The sequence below is a fragment of the Enterococcus sp. DIV0236 genome (genome assembly GCF_050558525.1).
In the GTDB taxonomy this organism is placed as follows: domain Bacteria; phylum Bacillota; class Bacilli; order Lactobacillales; family Enterococcaceae; genus Enterococcus; species Enterococcus faecalis.
Genome location: NZ_CP187891.1, coordinates 2,295,001 through 2,316,456, shown reverse-complemented (window position 1 = coordinate 2,316,456; position 21,456 = coordinate 2,295,001). Strand labels below are relative to the sequence as shown.

The 21,456-nt window shown below is 37.6% G+C and carries 22 protein-coding genes and 1 rRNA gene (1 of these 23 only partly in view); 20 read left to right on the top strand and 3 right to left on the bottom strand.

What is annotated here, in order from left to right; genetic code table 11:
- The first annotated feature begins 171 nt into the window (after nt 1-171).
- The 14 genes from mltG to IGK27_RS11070 all read left to right on the top strand — a co-directional run bounded on the left by mltG (nt 172) and on the right by IGK27_RS11070 (nt 14,387).
- Nucleotides 172-1,557 carry an endolytic transglycosylase MltG gene (gene mltG, locus IGK27_RS11135; RefSeq protein ID WP_002407365.1) on the top strand — a complete coding sequence of 462 codons (1,386 nt, stop codon included), beginning with the start codon at nt 172-174 and terminating at the stop codon, nt 1,555-1,557.
- Nucleotides 1,558-1,817: 260 nt separating this feature from the next.
- Nucleotides 1,818-2,297 (top strand): transcription elongation factor GreA, encoded by a 480-nt coding sequence (gene greA / locus IGK27_RS11130; protein WP_002355133.1) that lies wholly within the window; start codon nt 1,818-1,820, stop codon nt 2,295-2,297.
- A 150-nt stretch (nt 2,298-2,447) separates the two neighbouring features.
- Nucleotides 2,448-3,179, top strand: a complete 732-nt coding sequence (liaF, locus tag IGK27_RS11125; RefSeq protein ID WP_002381168.1) for a cell wall-active antibiotics response protein LiaF — start codon at nt 2,448-2,450, stop codon at nt 3,177-3,179.
- Nucleotides 3,176-4,279: a sensor histidine kinase gene (locus IGK27_RS11120; protein ID WP_002365182.1), complete on the top strand. Its 1,104-nt coding sequence runs from the start codon at nt 3,176-3,178 to the stop codon at nt 4,277-4,279. Before liaF ends, IGK27_RS11120 begins: the two co-directional genes overlap by 4 nt.
- Nucleotides 4,254-4,886: a response regulator gene (locus IGK27_RS11115; protein ID WP_002355137.1), complete on the top strand. Its 633-nt coding sequence runs from the start codon at nt 4,254-4,256 to the stop codon at nt 4,884-4,886. Before IGK27_RS11120 ends, IGK27_RS11115 begins: the two co-directional genes overlap by 26 nt.
- A 103-nt stretch (nt 4,887-4,989) precedes the next feature.
- Nucleotides 4,990-5,655, top strand: a complete 666-nt coding sequence (locus tag IGK27_RS11110; RefSeq protein ID WP_002355139.1) for a potassium channel family protein — start codon at nt 4,990-4,992, stop codon at nt 5,653-5,655.
- A 54-nt stretch (nt 5,656-5,709) separates the two neighbouring features.
- The gene (locus IGK27_RS11105; protein WP_002355140.1) at nt 5,710-6,039 is read left to right on the top strand and encodes a HesB/YadR/YfhF family protein; all 330 of its coding nucleotides are present in this window, start codon (nt 5,710-5,712) and stop codon (nt 6,037-6,039) included.
- Between the two features lie 203 nt (nt 6,040-6,242).
- Nucleotides 6,243-7,181 carry a glycosyltransferase family 2 protein gene (locus IGK27_RS11100; protein ID WP_002365181.1) on the top strand — a complete coding sequence of 313 codons (939 nt, stop codon included), beginning with the start codon at nt 6,243-6,245 and terminating at the stop codon, nt 7,179-7,181.
- A gap of 146 nt (nt 7,182-7,327) precedes the next feature.
- Entirely contained in the window at nt 7,328-8,461 is a 1,134-nt protein-coding gene (locus IGK27_RS11095) for an ABC transporter ATP-binding protein (RefSeq protein WP_002385276.1), read from the top strand.
- Nucleotides 8,461-9,336, top strand: coding sequence for a carbohydrate ABC transporter permease (locus IGK27_RS11090; protein WP_002355143.1), 876 nt, complete (start codon nt 8,461-8,463; stop codon nt 9,334-9,336). Before IGK27_RS11095 ends, IGK27_RS11090 begins: the two co-directional genes overlap by 1 nt.
- 4 nt (nt 9,337-9,340) lie before the next feature.
- Nucleotides 9,341-10,159: a carbohydrate ABC transporter permease gene (locus IGK27_RS11085; protein ID WP_002355144.1), complete on the top strand. Its 819-nt coding sequence runs from the start codon at nt 9,341-9,343 to the stop codon at nt 10,157-10,159.
- Entirely contained in the window at nt 10,143-11,432 is a 1,290-nt protein-coding gene (locus IGK27_RS11080; protein ID WP_002371395.1) for an MBL fold metallo-hydrolase, read from the top strand. The genes IGK27_RS11085 and IGK27_RS11080 overlap by 17 nt, the downstream gene beginning before the upstream one ends.
- 23 nt (nt 11,433-11,455) lie before the next feature.
- On the top strand, nt 11,456-12,736 hold the full coding sequence (locus IGK27_RS11075) for an extracellular solute-binding protein (RefSeq protein WP_002359172.1): 1,281 nt from the start codon (nt 11,456-11,458) through the stop codon (nt 12,734-12,736).
- A gap of 97 nt (nt 12,737-12,833) precedes the next feature.
- Nucleotides 12,834-14,387, top strand: coding sequence for a bifunctional metallophosphatase/5'-nucleotidase (locus IGK27_RS11070; RefSeq protein WP_002378739.1), 1,554 nt, complete (start codon nt 12,834-12,836; stop codon nt 14,385-14,387).
- A 66-nt stretch (nt 14,388-14,453) separates the two neighbouring features.
- Here the strand turns inward: IGK27_RS11070 and IGK27_RS11065 are convergent, their stop codons facing one another.
- Together IGK27_RS11065 and IGK27_RS11060 are read right to left on the bottom strand one after the other, a co-directional pair.
- On the bottom strand, nt 14,454-15,416 hold the full coding sequence (locus IGK27_RS11065) for a phosphoglycerate dehydrogenase (protein ID WP_010830660.1): 963 nt from the start codon (nt 15,414-15,416) through the stop codon (nt 14,454-14,456).
- Nucleotides 15,417-15,564: 148 nt separating this feature from the next.
- A complete protein-coding gene (locus IGK27_RS11060; RefSeq protein WP_002368301.1) occupies nt 15,565-16,575 on the bottom strand; it encodes an NAD(P)/FAD-dependent oxidoreductase in 1,011 nt (336 codons plus the stop codon).
- A 204-nt stretch (nt 16,576-16,779) separates the two neighbouring features.
- Here IGK27_RS11060 and IGK27_RS11055 point away from each other — a divergent pair, with 204 nt between their 5' ends.
- Nucleotides 16,780-17,370, top strand: coding sequence for a peptidylprolyl isomerase (locus IGK27_RS11055; protein ID WP_002355150.1), 591 nt, complete (start codon nt 16,780-16,782; stop codon nt 17,368-17,370).
- Between the two features lie 164 nt (nt 17,371-17,534).
- Nucleotides 17,535-17,741 (top strand): DUF3955 domain-containing protein, encoded by a 207-nt coding sequence (locus IGK27_RS11050; protein WP_002355151.1) that lies wholly within the window; start codon nt 17,535-17,537, stop codon nt 17,739-17,741.
- Between the two features lie 33 nt (nt 17,742-17,774).
- On the opposite strand, the gene IGK27_RS11045 is transcribed toward IGK27_RS11050, so the two are convergent.
- Nucleotides 17,775-18,941, bottom strand: a complete 1,167-nt coding sequence (locus IGK27_RS11045) for a MalY/PatB family protein (RefSeq protein WP_010709900.1) — start codon at nt 18,939-18,941, stop codon at nt 17,775-17,777.
- Between the two features lie 183 nt (nt 18,942-19,124).
- Here IGK27_RS11045 and IGK27_RS11040 point away from each other — a divergent pair, with 183 nt between their 5' ends.
- From IGK27_RS11040 to IGK27_RS11025, 4 genes are all read left to right on the top strand, one after another.
- Nucleotides 19,125-19,493 (top strand): CvfD/Ygs/GSP13 family RNA-binding post-transcriptional regulator, encoded by a 369-nt coding sequence (locus IGK27_RS11040; protein WP_002365178.1) that lies wholly within the window; start codon nt 19,125-19,127, stop codon nt 19,491-19,493.
- A gap of 64 nt (nt 19,494-19,557) precedes the next feature.
- Nucleotides 19,558-19,929, top strand: a complete 372-nt coding sequence (locus IGK27_RS11035; RefSeq protein ID WP_002385270.1) for a hypothetical protein — start codon at nt 19,558-19,560, stop codon at nt 19,927-19,929.
- The gene (locus IGK27_RS11030; protein WP_002387756.1) at nt 19,913-20,161 is read left to right on the top strand and encodes a hypothetical protein; all 249 of its coding nucleotides are present in this window, start codon (nt 19,913-19,915) and stop codon (nt 20,159-20,161) included. The genes IGK27_RS11035 and IGK27_RS11030 overlap by 17 nt, the downstream gene beginning before the upstream one ends.
- 433 nt (nt 20,162-20,594) lie before the next feature.
- Nucleotides 20,595-21,456 (top strand): 16S ribosomal RNA (locus tag IGK27_RS11025) (it continues 699 nt past the right edge of the window).

Genomic DNA, 21,456 nt, shown 5'->3' with positions numbered 1-21,456 from the left:
AAGATTTATTATCGTTTCAATAGAAAAGCGCCATCATAGGCTTTAAACGTTGTCAATGATGAATTTTTTATCGGGGAATGACGGTCTTTTTATTAAAAACATTTAATTTTAAAGAGGTTTCATGTATAATAGTTTCAGTCATAAACGATAGAATAGTAAGGAGGGTTAGTTTTGGCTAATGATAACCAAAATAACCAAGATCCCAAATCTTCGCTTAGAGATCAAGTAACTGGGTCTTTAAAAGGTAGAAATGATGGCGATCAACCTGATTCCTCTGAAAAAAATGATAGGTCTCCCCAACCTTCATATGATGAATCACAAGAAACAGCGAGCCGCACAACACAAACACGTGCAGGTTCTAGAGCTGCTCGAAGACGTGGGAAAGACAAGACAACACAGACAGTCGAAGAGCCAACCCCGATTGAAACAGACGAAAAGCCGACAAATACAAAAAAACAAACACGTAAAAAAGAAGATCGTTTAGTCGGTCGTATCGTGTTAATTGTAGTTTCTGTATTAGTTTTAATGATGGCAATCTTTGGGTTTACTTTTTATAAATATGTAGATGCTGGGCTACAGCCACTAGACAAGAACAATAAGAAGCTTGTTCAAGTGCATATCCCAGAAGGATCTTCTAATAAGCAAATTGCTGCGGTTTTAGAAGAAAGCAACGTCATTAAAAGCGGAATGGTTTTTAACTACTACGTAAAATTTAAAAACTTAACAGATTTTCAAGCGGGCTATTATCAAATGTCTCCAAGCATGACACTCGATGAAATTGGTGAAATGCTAAAAGAAGGGGGCACGCCAGAACCAACTAAAATCGCAGATGGCAAAGTAACGATTCCTGAAGGCTACGATATAGATAAAATTGGCGAAGCCATTGAAAAAAATACGGATTTCAAGAAAGCAGATTTCATTGCATTAATGAAAAACGAAGACTTCTTCAATCAAATGAAGGCTAAGTATCCTGATTTACTTGAAAGTGCTGCAACTGCAGAAGGTGTTCGTTATCGCTTAGAAGGCTATTTGTTCCCGGCAACTTATGATTACTACAAAAAAGCAACACTTCCTGAATTTGTCGAACAAATGATTGCTAAAATGAACACAGTAATGGAACAATATACGCCGACAATTCATGCAAAGAATTTAACCAATCAGCAAGTCTTAACGTTAGCTTCATTGGTTGAAAAAGAAGGAGTCAAAGAAGCAGACCGCAAACAAATTGCGCAAGTATTCTTTAACCGCTTGGCTGCCGATATGCCGATCCAATCAGATATTTCTATTTTGTATGCTCTAGGAGAACACAAAGAAACTGTAACGTATGCTGACTTGGAAGTGGACTCGTCTTATAACTTGTATAAAAATACTGGTTATGGACCAGGACCATTAGATAGCCCAAGTGAGGAGTCAATTAAAGCAGTCTTGAATCCGACACCAAGTGACTATTTATACTTTGTAGCAGATATTTCTACAGGAAAAGTCTACTTCTCAAAAACATATGAAGAACATCAAGTATTAGTAGATCAGTATGTCAATAATTCAAGTAGTGAATAAAATGAAAACATAAAAGAGCTTGGTGAATCAATTTTGTATGATTCACCAAGCTTTTAGATACTCAAAAAGTAATCTGTTTAACAGAGGGAAAGAGTAGCAACTAGAAATTTATATAAATAAAATTTAGCAAAATCACAAAAATTCAATAATTATATTTACAATTTAGAAAAAGCGTGGTACTCTTTTGTGGATTGAAAGCGGAATTTTTTTCAATAACCAACCAAGAACTACGTATCGTTAAGCGAAAAAGGAGAATTAACATGGTAGAAAAAGTATATCCAATGACTCTTGAAGGAAAAGAAAAATTAGAACAAGAGCTAGAAGAATTAAAAACAATTAAACGTAAAGAAATCGTAGAGCGTATTAAAATCGCTCGTAGCTTTGGGGATCTTTCAGAGAACTCAGAGTATGAATCAGCTAAAGATGAACAAGCTTTCGTTGAAGGACGTATTACAACGTTAGAAAATATGATTCGTTTTGCAGAAATCATCGATAATGATGGCGTGGACCAAGACGAAGTTTCCATCGGTAAAACAGTTACTTTCCAAGAATTGCCTGATGGAGAAGAAGAGGAATACACAATCGTAGGAAGTGCCGAAGCCGATCCATTTTCTGGTAAAATTTCTAACGATTCACCGATTGCGCAAGCCTTAATTGGTAAACAATTAGGCGACCAAGTGATTATTGCAACACCTGGTGGCGACATGACAGTTAAAATTACAAAAGTTGAAGCAAACTAAATAATTGAGTAGGGCAGGCAGCTTCCAAGGCCTGTCCTTTCGCAATCTAGGACATTTAGGGCTAAAGTCCTATGGTAACCTGAGGCGCAAACCACTATGATTAAATAAAATAAACGAGTAAAATAAATGACAGAGGGAGGAGGCAAATCTATGAATAACCCTTGGCGCTTTTTTATCGTCGCAGAAGCATTACTTTTTATTCTGGCGTTATGGCAAATTGTACATAATCCTGGATTAGCTGTTTTATTAACAATTGGCGTTTTACTTGTGGCCTACGTTTCCAGGAAAGCATCTAAAACACATTTTAACAACTTTCAATTCGTCCTCGGCGTTGTTTTTATTGTCATTGGTGCAATGAACAGCACGGCTGTTTGGTTTATGTTGATTTTTGGCGTACTCTTTATCGGCTTAAAAGGCTTTGAGATTTCAGGCGTGGATATAGCTGAGCGAGCACCTTGGCGAAAAAAACAAATGATTATGGTGGAGACGGCGGCAAAAGAACCTAAAAATGGCAAACGATTTAAACGCCGCTGGTTTGCCAACGAACGCATTGGTAACAATATCTATGAATGGGACGATATCAATATTGATTTAATCTCTGGGGACACCATTATTGATTTAGGTAATACGTTACTACCGAAAGAAGACAATATTATTATTATTCGTAAAGGTTTTGGCCGCACGCGAATTCTAGTGCCGTTAGGTGTAGCTATTTTGTTAGAACATTCAACTTTTTACGGAACGGTACGTTTTGAAGAAGAAAAATATCAATTGAAAAACGAATCATTAAAAATTTACAGCAATGATTATGATACCAATCTTCGTCGTTTGAAAATTATGACGAACACTTTAGTAGGAGATGTTGAGGTGATCCGTGTATGACCGATCGGATTTCAAGACGCATGATTTCATTATATGCGTCCCTTAGCACCTTTATTGTTATCTTAATTACATTGTTTTCATATTTTCATTCGATTAAACAAAACCGGTGGTTATTAGAGCTTCTTCAGAGAAAAGTCTTTTATTTACCACTAATTGTGCACATTGTTCTCATATCCTTACTAATAGGCTTATTGACCTTTTTACTGATTTCATTGGTTCAAAAAGGGCAATATGGACGGATTGAAGAAAAACTTCGGTTATTGGCCAACGGTAATTATGAAAGTCCAGTCTTAAACAAACCAACGACCAGTGAAAATCAAGACCATTATCTAACCGAAGTCGAACAAGATATTTGGTCGATTAAAAATAAATTATTAGAGATGTCTAAAGAATTGCAATTATTAAACAGTCGACCGCAATTAATGGATGGGCAAACAAAAGAAGAAATTTTAGAGAACGAGCGGCATCGTTTGGCGCGGGAGTTGCATGATTCAGTCAGTCAACAACTTTTTGCAGCCATGATGATGTTGTCTGCATTAAATGAACAAGCACAACGAACAGAAACCCCGGAACCATATCGTAAACAACTAGCCATGGTGGCAGAAATCATTAATGCCTCCCAATCGGAAATGCGCGCGCTACTATTGCACTTGCGTCCTATCAGTCTAGAAGGAAAAAGTTTGCGTAAAGGTATTGAACAATTACTGAAAGAACTACAAACAAAAATTAAAATTGAATTGATTTGGGATGTTGAAGATGTTCATTTAAATAGCAGCATTGAGGATCATCTTTTCCGAATTGTGCAGGAGTTACTTTCAAATACCTTAAGACATGCCAAAGCAAAGGAATTAGAGGTATACTTACACCAAGTCGATAAAAACGTGTTATTGCGTATTGTTGATGATGGTGTCGGCTTTGATATGAAGGAACAAAGTAATAAAGCCGGTAGTTATGGCTTAAATAATATTCGAGAACGTGTTGTCGGCATGGGCGGTACAGTTAAAATTATTAGTTTTAAAGGGCAGGGAACCAGCGTTGAAATTAAAGTTCCTGTCATAAAGGAGGAAACTGCAAGTGATCAAAGTAATGTTAGTGGATGACCATGAAATGGTCCGTTTAGGCGTTTCATCATATTTATCTATTCAAGAGGATATAGAAGTCGTAGGCGAAGCAGAAAATGGTAAGATTGGCTATGAAAAAGCATTGGAACTACGTCCAGATGTTATTTTGATGGATTTGGTAATGGAAGAAATGGACGGCATTGATTCAACAAAAGCGATCTTGAAAGATTGGCCAGAAGCCAAGATTATTATTGTGACGAGTTTTATTGATGATGAAAAAGTGTATCCGGCGATTGAAGCTGGTGCAGCGGGCTACCTATTAAAAACATCAACAGCACATGAGATTGCTGATGCAATTCGGGCGACTTATCGCGGAGAGCGTGTGTTGGAACCTGAAGTGACACATAAGATGATGGAACGGTTAACAAAAAAACAAGAGCCGGTGTTGCACGAAGATTTGACAAACCGGGAACACGAAATTTTAATGTTGATTGCACAAGGTAAAAGTAATCAGGAAATAGCTGATGAACTCTTTATCACTTTGAAAACAGTTAAAACACATGTTTCAAACATTTTAGCAAAACTAGATGTGGATGATCGGACCCAAGCGGCGATTTATGCTTTTCAACATGGTTTAGCCAAATAAATATCAGATAAATCCATAAATAAATTCTAGGAAATCCTTCTAGGAATTTATTTATGGATTTGTTATACTAATTTTAACGAACAGACAGGAGCGGTCAGAAGAAATGAAACAAAATTTTGCAATTATTGGTTTAGGACGTTTTGGCGGCAGCATATGCCAAACTTTGGTGGAAGCTGGTCAAGAAGTTTTGGCCATTGACAGCAGTGAAGACCGTGTCAATGAATATATGAATATTGCAACGCATGCAGTGGTGGCTAACGCCCAAGATGAAATGACGTTGCGTTCTTTAGGAATTCGGAATTTTGATCACGTAGTGGTGGCAATTGGTGAAGATATTCAAGCGAGTATTTTAGTGACACTAATGGTTAAAGAGATGGGGGTTCCCAATGTCTTGGCCAAAGCAGTCAATGAATATCATGCCCGTGTCTTAGATAAAATTGGGGCAGACATGGTCGTTCACCCAGAGCGGGATATGGGTATTCGAATTGCTCACAAACTTGTTTCACGCAATATTTTAGATTATATTGAATTATCTAGCGAATTTTCATTAGCTGAGGTTCGGGTCACCAATCCTAAATTTTACAATAAAACCTTAGCAGAATTAAATTTCCGTCAACGATTTGGTTTAACTGTGGTAGCGATTCGCCGCTCGAAAACAGAAGTAATTGCTTCGCCAGATGCTTCTGAAATTGTTCGAGAAAACGACAATTTATTAGTTATCGGTGATACCGCAGACGTTGATTTATTAGATGAAAAAATGAATGGCTAAGCACTTTATTCTCTAAAAGCACTGCGCTGTGCTACAATAAATGGCGACAGAGATGTGAAGGAGGAACAAAGAATGAAATTAGAAGTGACACCGAAAGCCCAACAATGGTTTAAAGAAGAAACCGGGGTTCAGCCTGAGACAGGCATTCGTTTTTTCGGAAAAATTTACGGAAAAACACCTGTTCATGATGGTTTTTCCATTGCGATGTCTGTAGAAGCGCCAGATGAGCCAATGATTAAAGAGAACCTAGATGGGATTACCTATTTTATTGAAGAAACAGATGATTGGTTCTTTAAAGGGTATGATTTGATTGTTGATTATGATGAAAAGAATGATGAACCGCGTTATCAATTTGAAGCAAACCAAGAAGATTTAACAAAATAATTTTAGTGCTAAACAAAAGAGGCTGAAGTAGTGCGTAGGACTATTTCTGTTGCTTTCGTTTAACCGCTAGTCAGCCTGAGAAAAAATCGTTTTGGATTTTTTCTCAGGTTCTTTCTATTTAAGTTATTTTTAGTTGGATATCGTTATTTAATAAGGCTATTATATGGTATAATGATAATTAACTGAAGTGTGGAGGAAATAAAATGTTATCAATTGTTGTCCCTTGTTATAATGAGGAAGCAGCGATTCCGCTGTTTTTTGAAGAAGTAGAAAAAATTAGCCAGCAACTGTCTCATTCAGTAGAATATATATTTGTGAATGATGGCTCAAAAGATAAGACGTTAGCTGTTTTAAGACAGCTTTATCGCGAACATCCAGAGAAGGTCCGTTATCTTTCTTTTTCACGAAATTTTGGGAAAGAAGCAGGCTTATACGCTGGTTTAAAAGAAGCAACAGGTGACTTAGTGACAGTCATGGACGTTGATTTACAAGACCCGCCTGAGTTATTACCTCAAATGATTGAGATGATTGAAACCAGTGCAGATTTAGATTGTGTTGGCACACGACGCATAACAAGAGACGGCGAACCGCCCATTCGTAGCTTTTTTGCACGGATGTTCTATAAACTCATTAATCGAATTGCTGAGACGGAAATGGTGGATGGTGCCCGTGACTTCCGTGTCATGACCCGACAAATGGTCGATGCGATTTTAGAGTTATCTGAGTATAATCGTTTTTCAAAAGGGATTTTTAGTTGGGTCGGCTTTAAAACAGAATATATTGAATTTAAAAATCGAGAACGAATTGCTGGAGAAACCTCTTGGTCTTTCTGGAGTCTATTAAGTTATTCAATTGACGGGATTGTCAATTTTTCAGAAACACCATTGAATATCGCTTCATATGTTGGCGCCTTTTCGTGTATTGGTTCTGCACTAGCAATGTTAGTGATTATCTTTCGAACATTGGTTAATGGTGATCCAACAAGCGGCTGGCCTTCAATGGTTTGTATTGTACTTTTTGTAGGTGGTTTGCAACTATTATGTTTAGGAATTATTGGCAAATATATCGGCAAAATTTTCTTAGAAACGAAAAAACGACCAATTTATATTGTAAAGGAATCAGAAAAAGATTCTAAAAAATAACCAAAAAAGCAGAGAAAAATTCTCTGTTTTTTTGTTGTGCATTAAAAAAAGTGTAAATAGGCTTTTCAGAAAAACAACATTTTTTACATAAAAAATACATTAACTTTACCTATTTTTATCTTAATGAAACAGCTTTGCTCTCGCGGTTGCAAGAAATAAATGTTAAAATCAAAAGGTATGCTATTAAATGTTTTTTTGGAGGTTGGGTCATGATAGAAGTTATCGACTTGAAAAAAGTATTCGATAATGGGTTTGAAGCGTTAAAATCGGTCAATTTTACGATTGAGCAAGGGGACTTGGTTTGTTTGTTAGGACCAAGTGGGTGTGGGAAATCCACAATTTTAAACTTAATTGCAGGTTTATTGCATCCAAGTGATGGAGATATTCAGTTTCGACAGCAATCGGTTGTCAAAACAGCACCAAAAGATCGGAACATCGGGTTCGTTTTTCAAAACTATGCCTTATATCCACATATGACTGTTCTAGAAAACGTAATGTTTCCTTTGACGGTAGGAAGTAAGAAAGTTCCCAAGGCAGAGGCACAAGCTATTGCCGAAGAATATATGAAACTAACGAATATTGAAGAGTTAAGCCATAAAAAGCCAGGCACACTTTCTGGTGGTCAACAACAGCGTGTTGCGATTACCCGGGCGTTAGTTCAAAAACCAGATGTTTTATTATTAGATGAGCCTTTAAGTAACTTGGATGCACGTTTGCGTTTGAAAATTCGTGAAGAAATCCGCCGCTTGGTGAAAGAAGTAGGCATTACAACAATCTTTGTAACGCACGACCAAGAGGAAGCGCTATCAATCAGTGATAAAATTATTTTATTAAACGAAGGGGTTATTCAACAAAATGATGAACCTCAAAACCTTTACTTAGAACCAAATAACTTATTTGTTGCTCAGTTCATAGGTAACCCAATTATTAATTTATTGTCTGTTGAAGTGAAAGACGGCAAAATGTACCACGAAAGTTTTGAAATTCCGCTTGAGCGTTTTGAGCAAGCACGCTTTAAAATGCCAATGACTGATGGGAAATATACGTTTGCTTCTCGTCCAGAAGATGTGGTACCAACTGAAACAGGTCTCTTTACCACAACGACAGATTTAGTGGAATTGATTGGTCGAGAACGTATTTTACGATTTACATTAGGAAATGAACAAGTGAAATCAATTGTAAGTGTAGAAGAAGCGATTGAAGAAGGAGACACTTTATCTTTTGATTTTTCATATAAAAAAGTATTTATCTTTAACGAAGCGGGAGACCGGGTTTACTAATGAAAAAATACAATCCAGAAAATCAACCAAAAGCATGGCTCTTCCTTCTGCCATCATTAGGAATCATTTTACTGTTTAGCGTTTATCCGCTGTTTCGTTCTTTGTGGATGAGCTTCCAAAAAGGTTCCTTAATTAACCAACGCTACGCTGGTTTAGAAAATTACCAACGTGTATTGAATGATCCAATCTTCTATAAAGCGTTAAAAAATACAGCGCTCTATGCATTTGCTGTGGTACCGATTGCCTTGATAATTTCCCTAGCAATTGCTTGGATTATCTTTGAAAAAGTTAAACATAAGAGTTTCTTTGAAACGATTTTCTTTATGCCTTATGTAACGAGTACGATTGCCATTGGGATTGTCTTCCGTTACTTCTTTAATGGCGATTATGGAATTGTCAATTACGTCTTAGGCTTTTTCGGCATTCCTTCTGTCAACTGGCTAGATAATGTTCAAATGAGTATGCCGACATTGATTATTTTTGGGGTTTGGACGAGTTTAGCATTTAATATTATTATTTTGTTGGCTGGGTTGAGAAATATTGATGAAGAACATTTTAAAATTGCAAAAATGTTTGGTGCCTCAGACGGCGAAATTTTCCGACGTATTACGTTTCCGCAGCTAGTCCCGACCATTGCCTTTTTATTAACGGTCAATTTAATTGGCGCCTTTAAAGTTTATACACAAGTTTATGCTTTATTCGGTGGTCGTGCGGGGATTGCCAATAGTGCCACAACCGCAGTGTACTATATTTATGACAAATTCCACATTGCAGGACGTCCCGGAATTGCGATGGCCGCCACAGTGATTTTATTTGTGATTATTTTAGTGGTCACTTTCTTACAAAATAAACTCTTAAAGAAAGTGGGGCAATAAGCCAATGAAAAAAGTTTTAACGATTATCGCATTTGTTTTCTTAGGCATTTTAGCCGTTATTACGTTATTTCCATTTGTCTATATGATTTTAGCTGGTTTAATGAGTTACTCTGAAGCGACCAGCATGCCGCCAACCATGTTTCCGAAACAACCACAATGGCAAAACTACACAGAGGTCTTTCAAAAAGCACCCTTTCTTCGGTATTTCTTGAACACAGTCTTTGTTTCAGGCGTTACAACGATTGCTACGGTAGTCACCGCCGTGTTAGCTTCATTCGCGTTAACGAGTTTGAAGTTCCGTTTTAAAAATGTGGTCATTGCTTTGATGATTTCGTTGTTAATGGTTCCGTATGAATCTATTATTTTTACCAATTATCAAACGATTGCGCAATTAGGTTTGTTAAATACTTACAGCGCCTTAATTATTCCATTTTTAACTAGTATTTTTTATATTTACTATTTAAACGGTTATTTAAAAGGTATTCCTGATACTTTTTACAAGGCTGCCAAGATTGATGGCGCTAGTGATTTAGAATATATTTGGCGTATTTTAGTACCAATGTCAAAACCAGCGTTAGTAACAGTAGGGATTTTAACATTTATTTCTAGTTGGAATTCTTTCTTGTGGCCATTGTTGGTGACGAACGAGAAAAAATACCGTCTATTGAATAATGGACTATCGGCCTTTGCGACAGAGAGCGGTAGTGACGTACATTTACAAATGGCTGCTGCAACATTAACCGTTATTCCAATTTTAATTATTTACTTGATTTTCAGAAAAGAAATTATCAGAGGAGTTGCAAAAAATGGAATCAAAGGCTAAAACAACTGTGACTTTTCACAGTGGCATTTTAACAATTGGAGGAACCGTGATTGAAGTGGCGTATAAAGATGCCCACATCTTCTTTGATTTTGGTACAGAATTTCGACCAGAATTAGATTTGCCCGATGATCACATTGAAACCTTAATTAATAATCGTTTAGTGCCAGAATTAAAAGACTTATATGATCCACGTTTAGGTTATGAATATCATGGTGCAGAAGACAAAGAGTATCAACACACCGCTGTTTTCTTATCTCATGCCCATTTAGATCATTCACGCATGATTAATTATTTAGACCCAGCTGTTCCGTTGTACACCCTAAAAGAAACGAAAATGATTCTAAATAGTTTAAATCGCAAAGGTGATTTTTTGATTCCATCACCGTTTGAAGAAAAGAATTTTACCCGAGAAATGATTGGTCTTAATAAAAACGATGTGATTAAAGTTGGCGAAATTTCAGTGGAAATCGTACCTGTTGATCATGACGCGTACGGTGCTTCGGCATTACTGATTCGCACGCCTGACCATTTCATCACATACACAGGTGATTTGCGCTTACATGGCCATAATCGTGAAGAGACTTTAGCTTTTTGTGAAAAAGCCAAACATACTGAATTATTAATGATGGAAGGCGTAAGCATTAGCTTCCCAGAACGTGAACCAGATCCAGCCCAAATAGCGGTTGTCAGTGAAGAAGATCTTGTTCAGCACTTGGTTCGTTTAGAACTAGAAAACCCGAATCGACAAATTACCTTTAATGGTTATCCAGCAAACGTAGAACGTTTTGCTAAGATTATTGAAAAGTCACCACGTACAGTCGTTTTAGAAGCAAATATGGCTGCGTTGTTACTTGAAGTATTTGGAATAGAAGTTCGTTATTATTATGCTGAATCTGGTAAAATACTAGAATTGAATCCAGCGTTAGAAATCCCGTATGACACGTTACTAAAGGACAAAACAGACTATTTGTGGCAAGTTGTGAACCAGTTTGACAACCTCCAAGAAGGTAGTTTATACATTCACAGTGATGCGCAACCGTTAGGGGACTTTGATCCACAGTATCGCGTGTTTTTAGATTTGTTGGCTAAAAAAGACATTACTTTTGTCCGTTTAGCTTGTTCAGGACATGCAATTCCAGAAGATCTGGATAAAATTATTGCATTGATTGAACCTCAAGTATTGGTTCCAATCCATACGTTAAAACCAGAAAAACTGGAAAACCCGTATGGTGAAAGAATATTGCCAGAACGTGGCGAGCAAATTGTTTTATAAATTTTTTTAAGGGAGAGAAAAAAATGAAGTTCAAAACTCTAGCAACAACAGTGTTAGCAACCGCAGCTATTTTCGCATTGGGGGCTTGTGGTAACGGTAATGGGGCCAAAGAATCAAACGATATTGTGAAAGAAGTGAAGGAAGATACGACAATCACTTTCTGGCATGCAATGAATGGGGTTCAAGAAGAAGCGTTAACAAAATTAACGAAAGACTTCATGAAAGAAAATCCAAAAATTAAAGTGGAATTACAAAATCAATCTGCTTACCCTGATTTACAAGCCAAAATCAATTCGACTTTAACTTCACCAAAAGATTTACCAACAATTACGCAAGCGTACCCAGGCTGGTTATGGAATGCTGCACAAGATGAAATGTTAGTGGACTTAAAACCATATATGGATGATGACACAATCGGCTGGAAAGATGCAGAGCCAATTCGTGAAGTATTGTTAGACGGCGCCAAAATCGACGGCAAACAATACGGCATTCCATTTAATAAATCGACAGAAATGTTATTCTATAATGCTGATTTGTTGAAAGAATATGGTGTTGAAGTACCGAAAACATTAGAGGAATTAAAAGAAGCTTCTAAAACAATTTACGAAAAATCCAACAAAGAAGTCGTTGGTGCTGGTTTTGACTCGTTAAATAACTATTACGCAATTGGAATGAAAAACAAAGGCGTTGATTTTAATAAAGACTTAGATTTAACAAGCAAAGATTCACAAGAAGTCGTGGACTATTACCGTGATGGTATCGAAGCAGGTTACTTCCGCACAGCTGGTTCAGATAAATATTTATCTGGCCCATTTGCAAACAAAAAGGTAGCAATGTTTGTCGGTAGTATTGCTGGTGCTGGTTTTGTTCAAAAAGATGCTGAAGCTGGTGGCTATGAATACGGTGTTGCACCACGTCCTGAAAAAATCAACTTACAACAAGGAACAGATATTTATATGTTCGATAGTGCTACGCCAGAACAACGGACAGCGGCATTTGAATTCATGAAATTCTTAGCTACTCCTGATTCACAATTGTACTGGGCACAACAAACAGGTTATATGCCAATTTTAGAATCTGTTTTACACAGTGATGAGTACAAAAACTCTAAGACAACCAAAGTACCTGCACAACTTGAAAACGCAGTAAAAGATTTATTCGCTATCCCAGTAGAAGAGAATGCTGATTCAGCCTATAATGAAATGCGGACAATTATGGAAAGTATTTTTGCTTCATCAAATAAAGACACGAAAAAATTATTGAAAGATGCAACATCACAATTTGAACAAGCATGGAACCAATAATCAATAAATAAACAGACGTGGGAGGTTGGGATCTGAGTCGTTATGGCTCGTGTTCTAACCTTCCTGTTCTTTTGGGCGGAAGAAGGAGAGAAACAAAATGCAAATAAAAATTTTAGCAACAAGTGATATGCATGGGTACATTATGCCAACAAGTTATAGTGAAAAAAAGATGGATTTGCCTTTTGGAACCGCAAAAGCAGCAACCATGCTGAAAAAGTTACGTGCGTCTGCCAAAGGACCAGTTTTTCAAATTGAAAATGGGGATTTTATTCAAGGTTCGCCGCTTAGTTATTACGTAAGAAAAGCAGAAACACATTCAGTGGAAGCCATCACTAAGATCATTAATCAAATGGATTATGATGTTAGCATTTTAGGTAACCACGAATTTAATTACGGATTAGATTATTTAAAGGAAACGATTGCCAGTTATCAACAGCCAGTTTTAGCTGCCAATATTCTTGGTAAAGATGGACAACCTTATTTCGGTCAGCCGTATGTCATCATAGAAAAACAAGGGGTTAAAGTAGCCATCCTTGGCGTGACGACTCAATATATTCCTCATTGGGAACAGCCGGCAACAGTCAAAGATTTAACGTTTAAAAGTGTCGTTGAAACAGCGGCAGAATACGTGCCAAAACTGCGGGAAGAAGCGGACCTAGTTGTTGTCGCTTACCATGGCGGTTTTGAAAAAGATTTAGAAACAGGGGAACCCACGGAATTACTAACAGGAGAAAATGAAGGCTACGATTTATTGGAAAAAGTTCCTGGGATTGATGCCTTAGTCACTGGTCACCAACATCGAGAAATTGCTACAAAACTGAATGGAATACCTGTGATTCAACCAGGTTTTCGAGGAGCTTTCGTTGGAGAAATTACTTTAGAAATTGAACCTATGGCTAAAGGCTATCACGTTATTGGAAGTGACGCAGCTATTCATCCTGTTGGAAACGAACAACCAGATACAGAAGTTTTAGCTTTGACAACAGCGTTACATGACGAGGTAGAAGAGTGGCTTGACCAACCAGTGGGAAATGTGGAAGGGGATATGACGATTCAAAATCCGAATGCCGTACGCCTCAAAGAACATCCATATATAGAATTTATTAATAACGTCCAAATGGCTTCAAGCGGAACGGATATTTCAGGGACTGCACTTTTTAACAATGAAGGCAAAGGGTTTAATAATCAAATTACGATGCGCGATATCATTACCAACTACATTTATCCAAATACCTTGGCTGTATTGCGTGTCACTGGACAAGACCTCCGTGAAGCGTTAGAACAAAGCGCTACTTATTTTGTGTTAGAAAAAGGCCAACCAATTTTTAACCCGAAATATGTCGATCCAAAACCACAATACTATAATTATGATATGTATGAAGGCATTGAGTATACGCTTGATTTAAGACAACCGTTTGGTGAAAGAGTGACGAAACTTAATTATCATGGCAAAGCAGTGCAAGCAGAAGATGTTTTGGAAATCGTGACAAATCAATACCGAGCAGTCGGTGGCGGAAACTATCAAATGTTCCAACCTGAAAAAATTATTCGAGAAATTCAAATTGATATGACGGAACTGATTGCAGAATATTTAAAAAAACATCCAATCATTCAAGCGTCGACAAATGATAACTTCAAGGTTATCTGGTAAAAAATAGCAAAAAAAAAGCCTTCAACCATGCAATTACTTGAAAGATGGTTGAAGGCCTTTTTTGAGTTAATAGCCTTTTTTTAAGGAAACTTGGTTTTTGACGAGGGTCTGATCCGTCACAAATTGATTTAAGTTTGGAATAAAAATCGCCAGTAATTTTGATTTGAACTTCGGTGTCATGCCAGAAATATGAGGTGTTAATAAAACATTCTGCATCTCCCATAAAGGGCTATCTTCGGGAAGAGGTTCTTCTTCAAAGACATCTAAGGCAGCAAAAGCAATGGTTTTATTGTTTAAGGCAGTTATCAAATCGTTCGTTGCTACTGAGGCGCCTCGACCAACATTTACGAAAATTGTTTCAGGAGCCATTTTTTCAAAAAGTGCCTGATTGTATAAATGTTTTGTTGTTTCAGTCAAAGGAAGAATGTTCACAACAATGGACATTTCATGGATAATTTTACTCATATTCTTCTGTGAATAGCATTCAATGAAGCCTTCCGTCACATGTCCAGAGGTATTCACGCCATAAACTTGAAGATTTAAACCTTTAGCAAATTTAGCTAATTGTTGTCCGATTTGCCCGGTGCCTACGATTAACATTTTTTGCCCAGAAAGTTGTTGATAGGAAGGGGCTGTTTGATTCCATGTGTGTTGCATTTGTTGTTGGATACTTTCTTGCAGTCCGCGGGTATGTGCTAATAAAACGCCTAAAACATGTTCTGAGATAGAAACACTATGGATTCCGCTACCATTAGACAACAGAATGCCTTTTTCTCTTAATTTATCAAAATCCATATAATCAGCACCAGCAGAAATGAGCTGAATCCATTTTAGGTGACTAGCCTCAGAGGCTAATAAACGCGGACCAATTTCTTTATGCCAGCCTAACATAATTTCGATTGCCTCTTCTTCAGCAGAGGATAAATGATCGGTAGATGTTTTAACTAGATAATTGGGCGCCACAGCTTTCACTTGTTCCAGTTGTTCTTCGTTGAATACTTCATTTAAATAAATAATTGGTTGGTTCATCTTTCTTCCTCCTAGCACTTTTTATTGTATCAAAAATAAATTTAAAAGAGAAAAAGAAAGGCTTTTCAGTAAAGCAGAAAGCCAAGGACAAAAATCCGATTTAGATTTTTGTCCTTGGCTTAAAAACTGCTAAAGTCCAGTGCTAACCTTATTTAGGTACGCCGTTTTCAAATAAACTTGTACTATGAACTGGTTGACGTCGAGCATCGGGCCGTAAGTAATGTAAAGCATTATTTACGGCAGTAGGTGCCTCACCAAAGCCTGTAGCGATTAATTTCACTTTTCCCTCATAGGAACAGATATCCCCTACAGCGTATACACCAGGAATGTTAGTTGACATATCGGAATGAACATTAATAGCATTTCTAGAAACGTCTAATCCCCATTCTTTGAGGTGTGTTAAAGAAGAAGTGAAGCCATAATTGATAATTAAATCATCCAGAGGGAGATCCAATGTTTGGTCACCTTTTGTCTCCGTTAATTGGATGCCTGTGAACGTTTCGTTTTCCTTTAAAATATCACTAATGATATAGGGAGTTCTGATAGAAACACTAGATTTTTCCAGTTGTTCCACGCTATGTTCGTGGCCGCGAAATTGTGGGCGACGATGGATAATAGATACTTCTTCTGCGACGTTTTCTAGCATTAAAGCCCAGTCAATTGCGGAATCGCCGCCACCAGCAATCGCAACTTTTTTGCCAGCGAATTTTTTCATGTCAGTCACATAATAATGGATTGACTCACCTTCAAAGGCTTCAACATTTTCGATAGCTAAACGTCGAGGTTGGAAAGCGCCGTTACCAATCGCAAAGATAACCGTTTTAGAATAATGTGTGCCTTTAGTTGTGTCTAAGCGCAAAAGTCCATCTGCTTCCTGTGCAAGGTGTGTGACCTCTTCTTCCAAGCAAACATCGTGCTGAAATGGCTGCATCTGTTTTTCCAAATTGGCAATTAACTCACCGGCTTTAATAGCAGGGAATCCAGGAATATCATAAATATATTTTTCGGGATAAAGCATTGTTAGCTGACCACCTAATTGCGGCAGGCTATCAATGATTTTCGTTTTCGCTTTACGAATTCCCGCATAAAAAGCGGCAAATAATCCAACAGGACCGCCGCCGATAATCGTTAAATCATAAATATCTTTTTCATCAGACATTTGAAAATTCCTCCTAATTCATTTAGGGTTGAGACAACTATTGATCGTTTTGCGAACACTTCACAAAATAGCACGGCTTTTCGAAAAAAGCAAGTTTGGCTAACGAATCAAAGCATTCTTTAATCATTGGAAAAAGATCATAGCAATTTTCAGCATTTTTCGATATGATGGAACTATAAAATAATTATCTAGGAGGACATTCTCATGTCACAATTTCCACAATTAGATTTAGAAAATGCTAAAGGCCCAAAAGCGGTCATTAAAACAAACCGAGGCGACATCACTGTTCAATTATTCCCAGAACAAGCGCCTAAAACGGTTAAAAATTTTGTTGAATTAGCGAAAAAGGGCTACTATGATGGCGTTATTTTCCATCGTGTGATTCCTGATTTTATGATTCAAGGCGGTGACCCAACCGGAACAGGAATGGGCGGCGAAAGTATTTATGGAGAAGCATTTGAGGATGAATTTTCTCGGGATGTTTTCAATTTGCGCGGCGCATTGTCAATGGCAAATGCTGGTCCTAACACAAATGGCAGCCAATTCTTTGTTGTTACTAATCAAAATGTTCCAGCTCAAATGATGAGTCAGTTAGAAGACGCTGGTTTTCCAGAAGAAATTATTGAAGCTTACAAACAAGGCGGAACACCTTGGTTAGACTTCCGTCATACTGTTTTTGGTCATGTTGTTGATGGTATGGATGTAGTGGATGAAATTGGTGGAGTCCAACGGGATGCCCAAGACCGTCCAACATTTGACGTCGTGATGGACACAGTTGAAATCATTGGTGAATAAGTTTAACCAATTGAAAAAGAGAGTACCAACGAGGGACAAATTCGTTGGTACTCTTTATTTTTTTCTTAAAACGACTAACTTTTTTTTAAAAGCATCCAAATCTCTTCTTTTAATGAAGTCTTTATAGGATACTGAGTTAAAGAATAGAAGGAGAGGAAGCAAATTTGTTAGAAAAATACAGATATCCAATGGCCTTGGCTTTGTTTGCAGTAATACTCCCATTTATAGGAACGTTTTTTACGTATGTAGATCAGCAAGGAATCGTTCATGAACCAGGATTTTATACAATCATAATTGGAGAAATTTTACTTCTATTTTCAGGTATCTGGTTCGTCAGAGTTTATTTAGCTAAACGCAAAAGAAAGAATTAAAAACAGCTGTCCTAAAAACTAGGACAGCTGTTTTTAATTAAAGGCTTTTTTGATACGTAAAAGGCCTTCTTCGAGAGTTTCTTTTGAACAAGCTAAGTTTAAACGCATGTGTTGAGAACCTTGGGGACCAAAACTAATTCCTGGATTTAGAACCACTTTCCCCTTATGAATTAAGGTATCGCGAAGTTCTCGATCCGTTAGTGAATAAGAACTAAAGTCTAACCATAAAAGATAGGTCCCTTCAGGCTCCATTACACGAACGCTAGGCAGCTCTTCACGGAAAAAAGAAAGGGCAAAATCAATATTTTCTTTTAAATAATCAAGTAATGCCGTTAGCCATTCCTCCCCTGTTTGATAGGCAGCTGCCGTTCCAACGTAGCCAAAAGTATTGATGCCGCCTTGATGATTTTTGTCTTGTAAAGATACGAAAGATTGCCGTAGTTTTTCATTAGGAATGAACAGCATTGAATTTTTAATCCCCGCTAAATTAAAGGTTTTCGTTGCTGCGGTTAAGGTAACAGTGAATTCCTTAAATGCATCATCAGCGACAGTGAAGGAAGTGAAGGTATGCGGTTTGAAAATCAAATCCTGATGAATTTCATCGCTAACCACAGTTACTTGGTGTTTTTGGCATAAACGGCCAATTGCCAGCAATTCTTCTTTTGTCCAAACACGTCCACCAGGATTATGGGGATTACAAAAAAGTAACAGTTTCACCTTTTCTTCGATTATCTGTTGTTCCATTTTAACCAAATCAACTTCATAATGTCCGTTAACTTCTAGTAAAGAATGGCGCACAAGTCTACGCTCATTTTGTTTTACCACATCTGCAAAAGGGGGGTAGACTGGATCACAAATCATGACAGAATCAGCAGGTGCTGTATACGCTTGAACGGCTGTGGCCAAACTGGGTACCACGCCACTATTAAACAAAATTTCTTCTTTTTCAACAATCAATTGATGGTGTTGCCGTTGCCAATCTTGAATTGCTTGATACAGTTCATTAGGTGCAACTGCATATCCTAGAATGCCCTGTTCAATAACTTGTGACAAGGCATCAAGAATAGGCTGATGTACTTTGAAATCCATATCAGCAACCCATAAAGGTAGTAAATCTTTTTCGTGGTAACTCGTTTCAACGGTGTCCCATTTAACACAATTCGTGTGGCGACGATCAATGGTTTCATTAAAATTAAACATAAGATAACTCCTTTTCTTCTATATAAAGTCTTACTTCCTATAGTATAGTAGATTTTGCTTAAAAGATGAAACAATAGTTTTAACAACTAGGGAAGAAATAATGCACAAACGTTGAAAAAATGCTATTATTTTAAATGAGTAGAAACGGAAAAAGAAATTTATCGTATGAAAAGAGGAAATTTGATGAAGTACAAAATTGGTATGGTACTTTCTGGCACAATTACCGGACTTCAACCATATGGCGCATTTGTTTCTTTAGACGAAGAAACACAAGGGCTGATTCATGTTTCGGAAGTACAAGCTGGCTTTACCAAAAATATCCATGGACTCTTAACCGTTGGACAAAAAGTAACCGTTCAAGTTATTGATGTTGATGAATATTCTCAAAAGATTAGCTTATCTTTACGGACCCTTGAAGACAAAGTTCATTCAGTGAACCATCGACGTAAAAAATATTTTACGGATAAGAATAAAAAAATTGGCTTTGCAACCTTAGACAAAGAACTTCCAGAATGGATTGATGAAGCAATGGATAAGTTGCTTGAAAAATAATTCTGTATTTTTTCAGAAAGTGTGTTACAATTTCTTTTGTTAGTGAATCTAAAAATTAATTGAGGTGGATGTCGTGTCTAACAAAAAAGTCGCTGGAACAATCATACTGAACTTAAACGATGGTAGTAAAAAATTTTTGATGCATCCAATAGGTGAAGCGATTGAGTTTGCGATGGCAAAAGTTTCTGATGAGATGACGGGTTTAGCTAGTATGCTACAATGGTTCAAAGAAGAGGTTCAATTGGACGTTACTTCAATTAGCTTAGTAGAATTAACTAACGCGCATATCAATAAAGAAAATGTTCCGCTGTTTGTCTTCGAGATGGATGAACAAGCACTTAAAAATGAAATGGATAAAGACTATACATGGGTAGCACCTGCAGAATTAAAAACGATTTGGTCAAAATATCATATTGAAGGTGTCCCAATGTTTTAAACAAAAAAGAAAGAATCTGTCGATAATCGAACAGATTCTTTCTTTTTTTATGTTGGACGTAAAAAAGTTAATCGAACTATTTCAAATATATGATTCAAATTGTTCGATTTTTAGTAAGGAATTAAACTGTTTTGATAGACAATTAGGATTTAAAAAGTTTAAAAACGAAATAATTGAAAAGAATGAAAACAGATTGAAAACTTCTTTTAATTTTTTTGAAAAAAAGTGTTGACCAAACATCAAAATCTTGATATATTATTACATGTCGCAAGGCGAGTCACACAGCTGAGCGATTCAGAAATCAATAATTAAATAACAATTCTTGGTTTCAAATCTCTCGAAAAAAGTTTGAAAAAACAACAAAAAAGTTGTTGACAAATAACAAACGAGATGATAAGATATAGAAGTTGTCACAACAGACGACAACAACCGAGCAAAACAACTTAAAAAACTTTTTTAAAAAAGTTCTTGACATTCAAACGAAAGTTTGTTATGATATAAAAGTTGCTGCGAGGTAACGTAGACCTTTGAAAACTGAACAAAGAATAGACGAACCAAATGTGTAGGGCGTCTTGATTCAATTCAAGACAACAAACATTTTTAACAAGCAAGCAATATGCTAGCAAACAAATTGAGCTTAACAATCGCAAGATTGTTCTAACTTTTATTATGAGAGTTTGATCCTGGCTCAGGACGAACGCTGGCGGCGTGCCTAATACATGCAAGTCGAACGCTTCTTTCCTCCCGAGTGCTTGCGCTCAATTGGAAAGAGGAGTGGCGGACGGGTGAGTAACACGTGGGTAACCTACCCATCAGAGGGGGATAACACTTGGAAACAGGTGCTAATACCGCATAACAGTTTATGCCGCATGGCATAAGAGTGAAAGGCGCTTTCGGGTGTCGCTGATGGATGGACCCGCGGTGCATTAGCTAGTTGGTGAGGTAACGGCTCACCAAGGCCACGATGCATAGCCGACCTGAGAGGGTGATCGGCCACACTGGGACTGAGACACGGCCCAGACTCCTACGGGAGGCAGCAGTAGGGAATCTTCGGCAATGGACGAAAGTCTGACCGAGCAACGCCGCGTGAGTGAAGAAGGTTTTCGGATCGTAAAACTCTGTTGTTAGAGAAGAACAAGGACGTTAGTAACTGAACGTCCCCTGACGGTATCTAACCAGAAAGCCACGGCTAACTACGTGCCAGCAGCCGCGGTAATACGTAGGTGGCAAGCGTTGTCCGGATTTATTGGGCGTAAAGCGAGCGCAGGCGGTTTCTTAAGTCTGATGTGAAAGCCCCCGGCTCAACCGGGGAGGGTCATTGGAAACTGGGAGACTTGAGTGCAGAAGAGGAGAGTGGAATTCCATGTGTAGCGGTGAAATGCGTAGATATATGGAGGAACACCAGTGGCGAAGGCGGCTCTCTGGTCTGTAACTGACGCTGAGGCTCGAAAGCGTGGGGAGCAAACAGGATTAGATACCCTGGTAGTCCACGCCGTAAACGATGAGTGCTAAGTGTTGGAGGGTTTC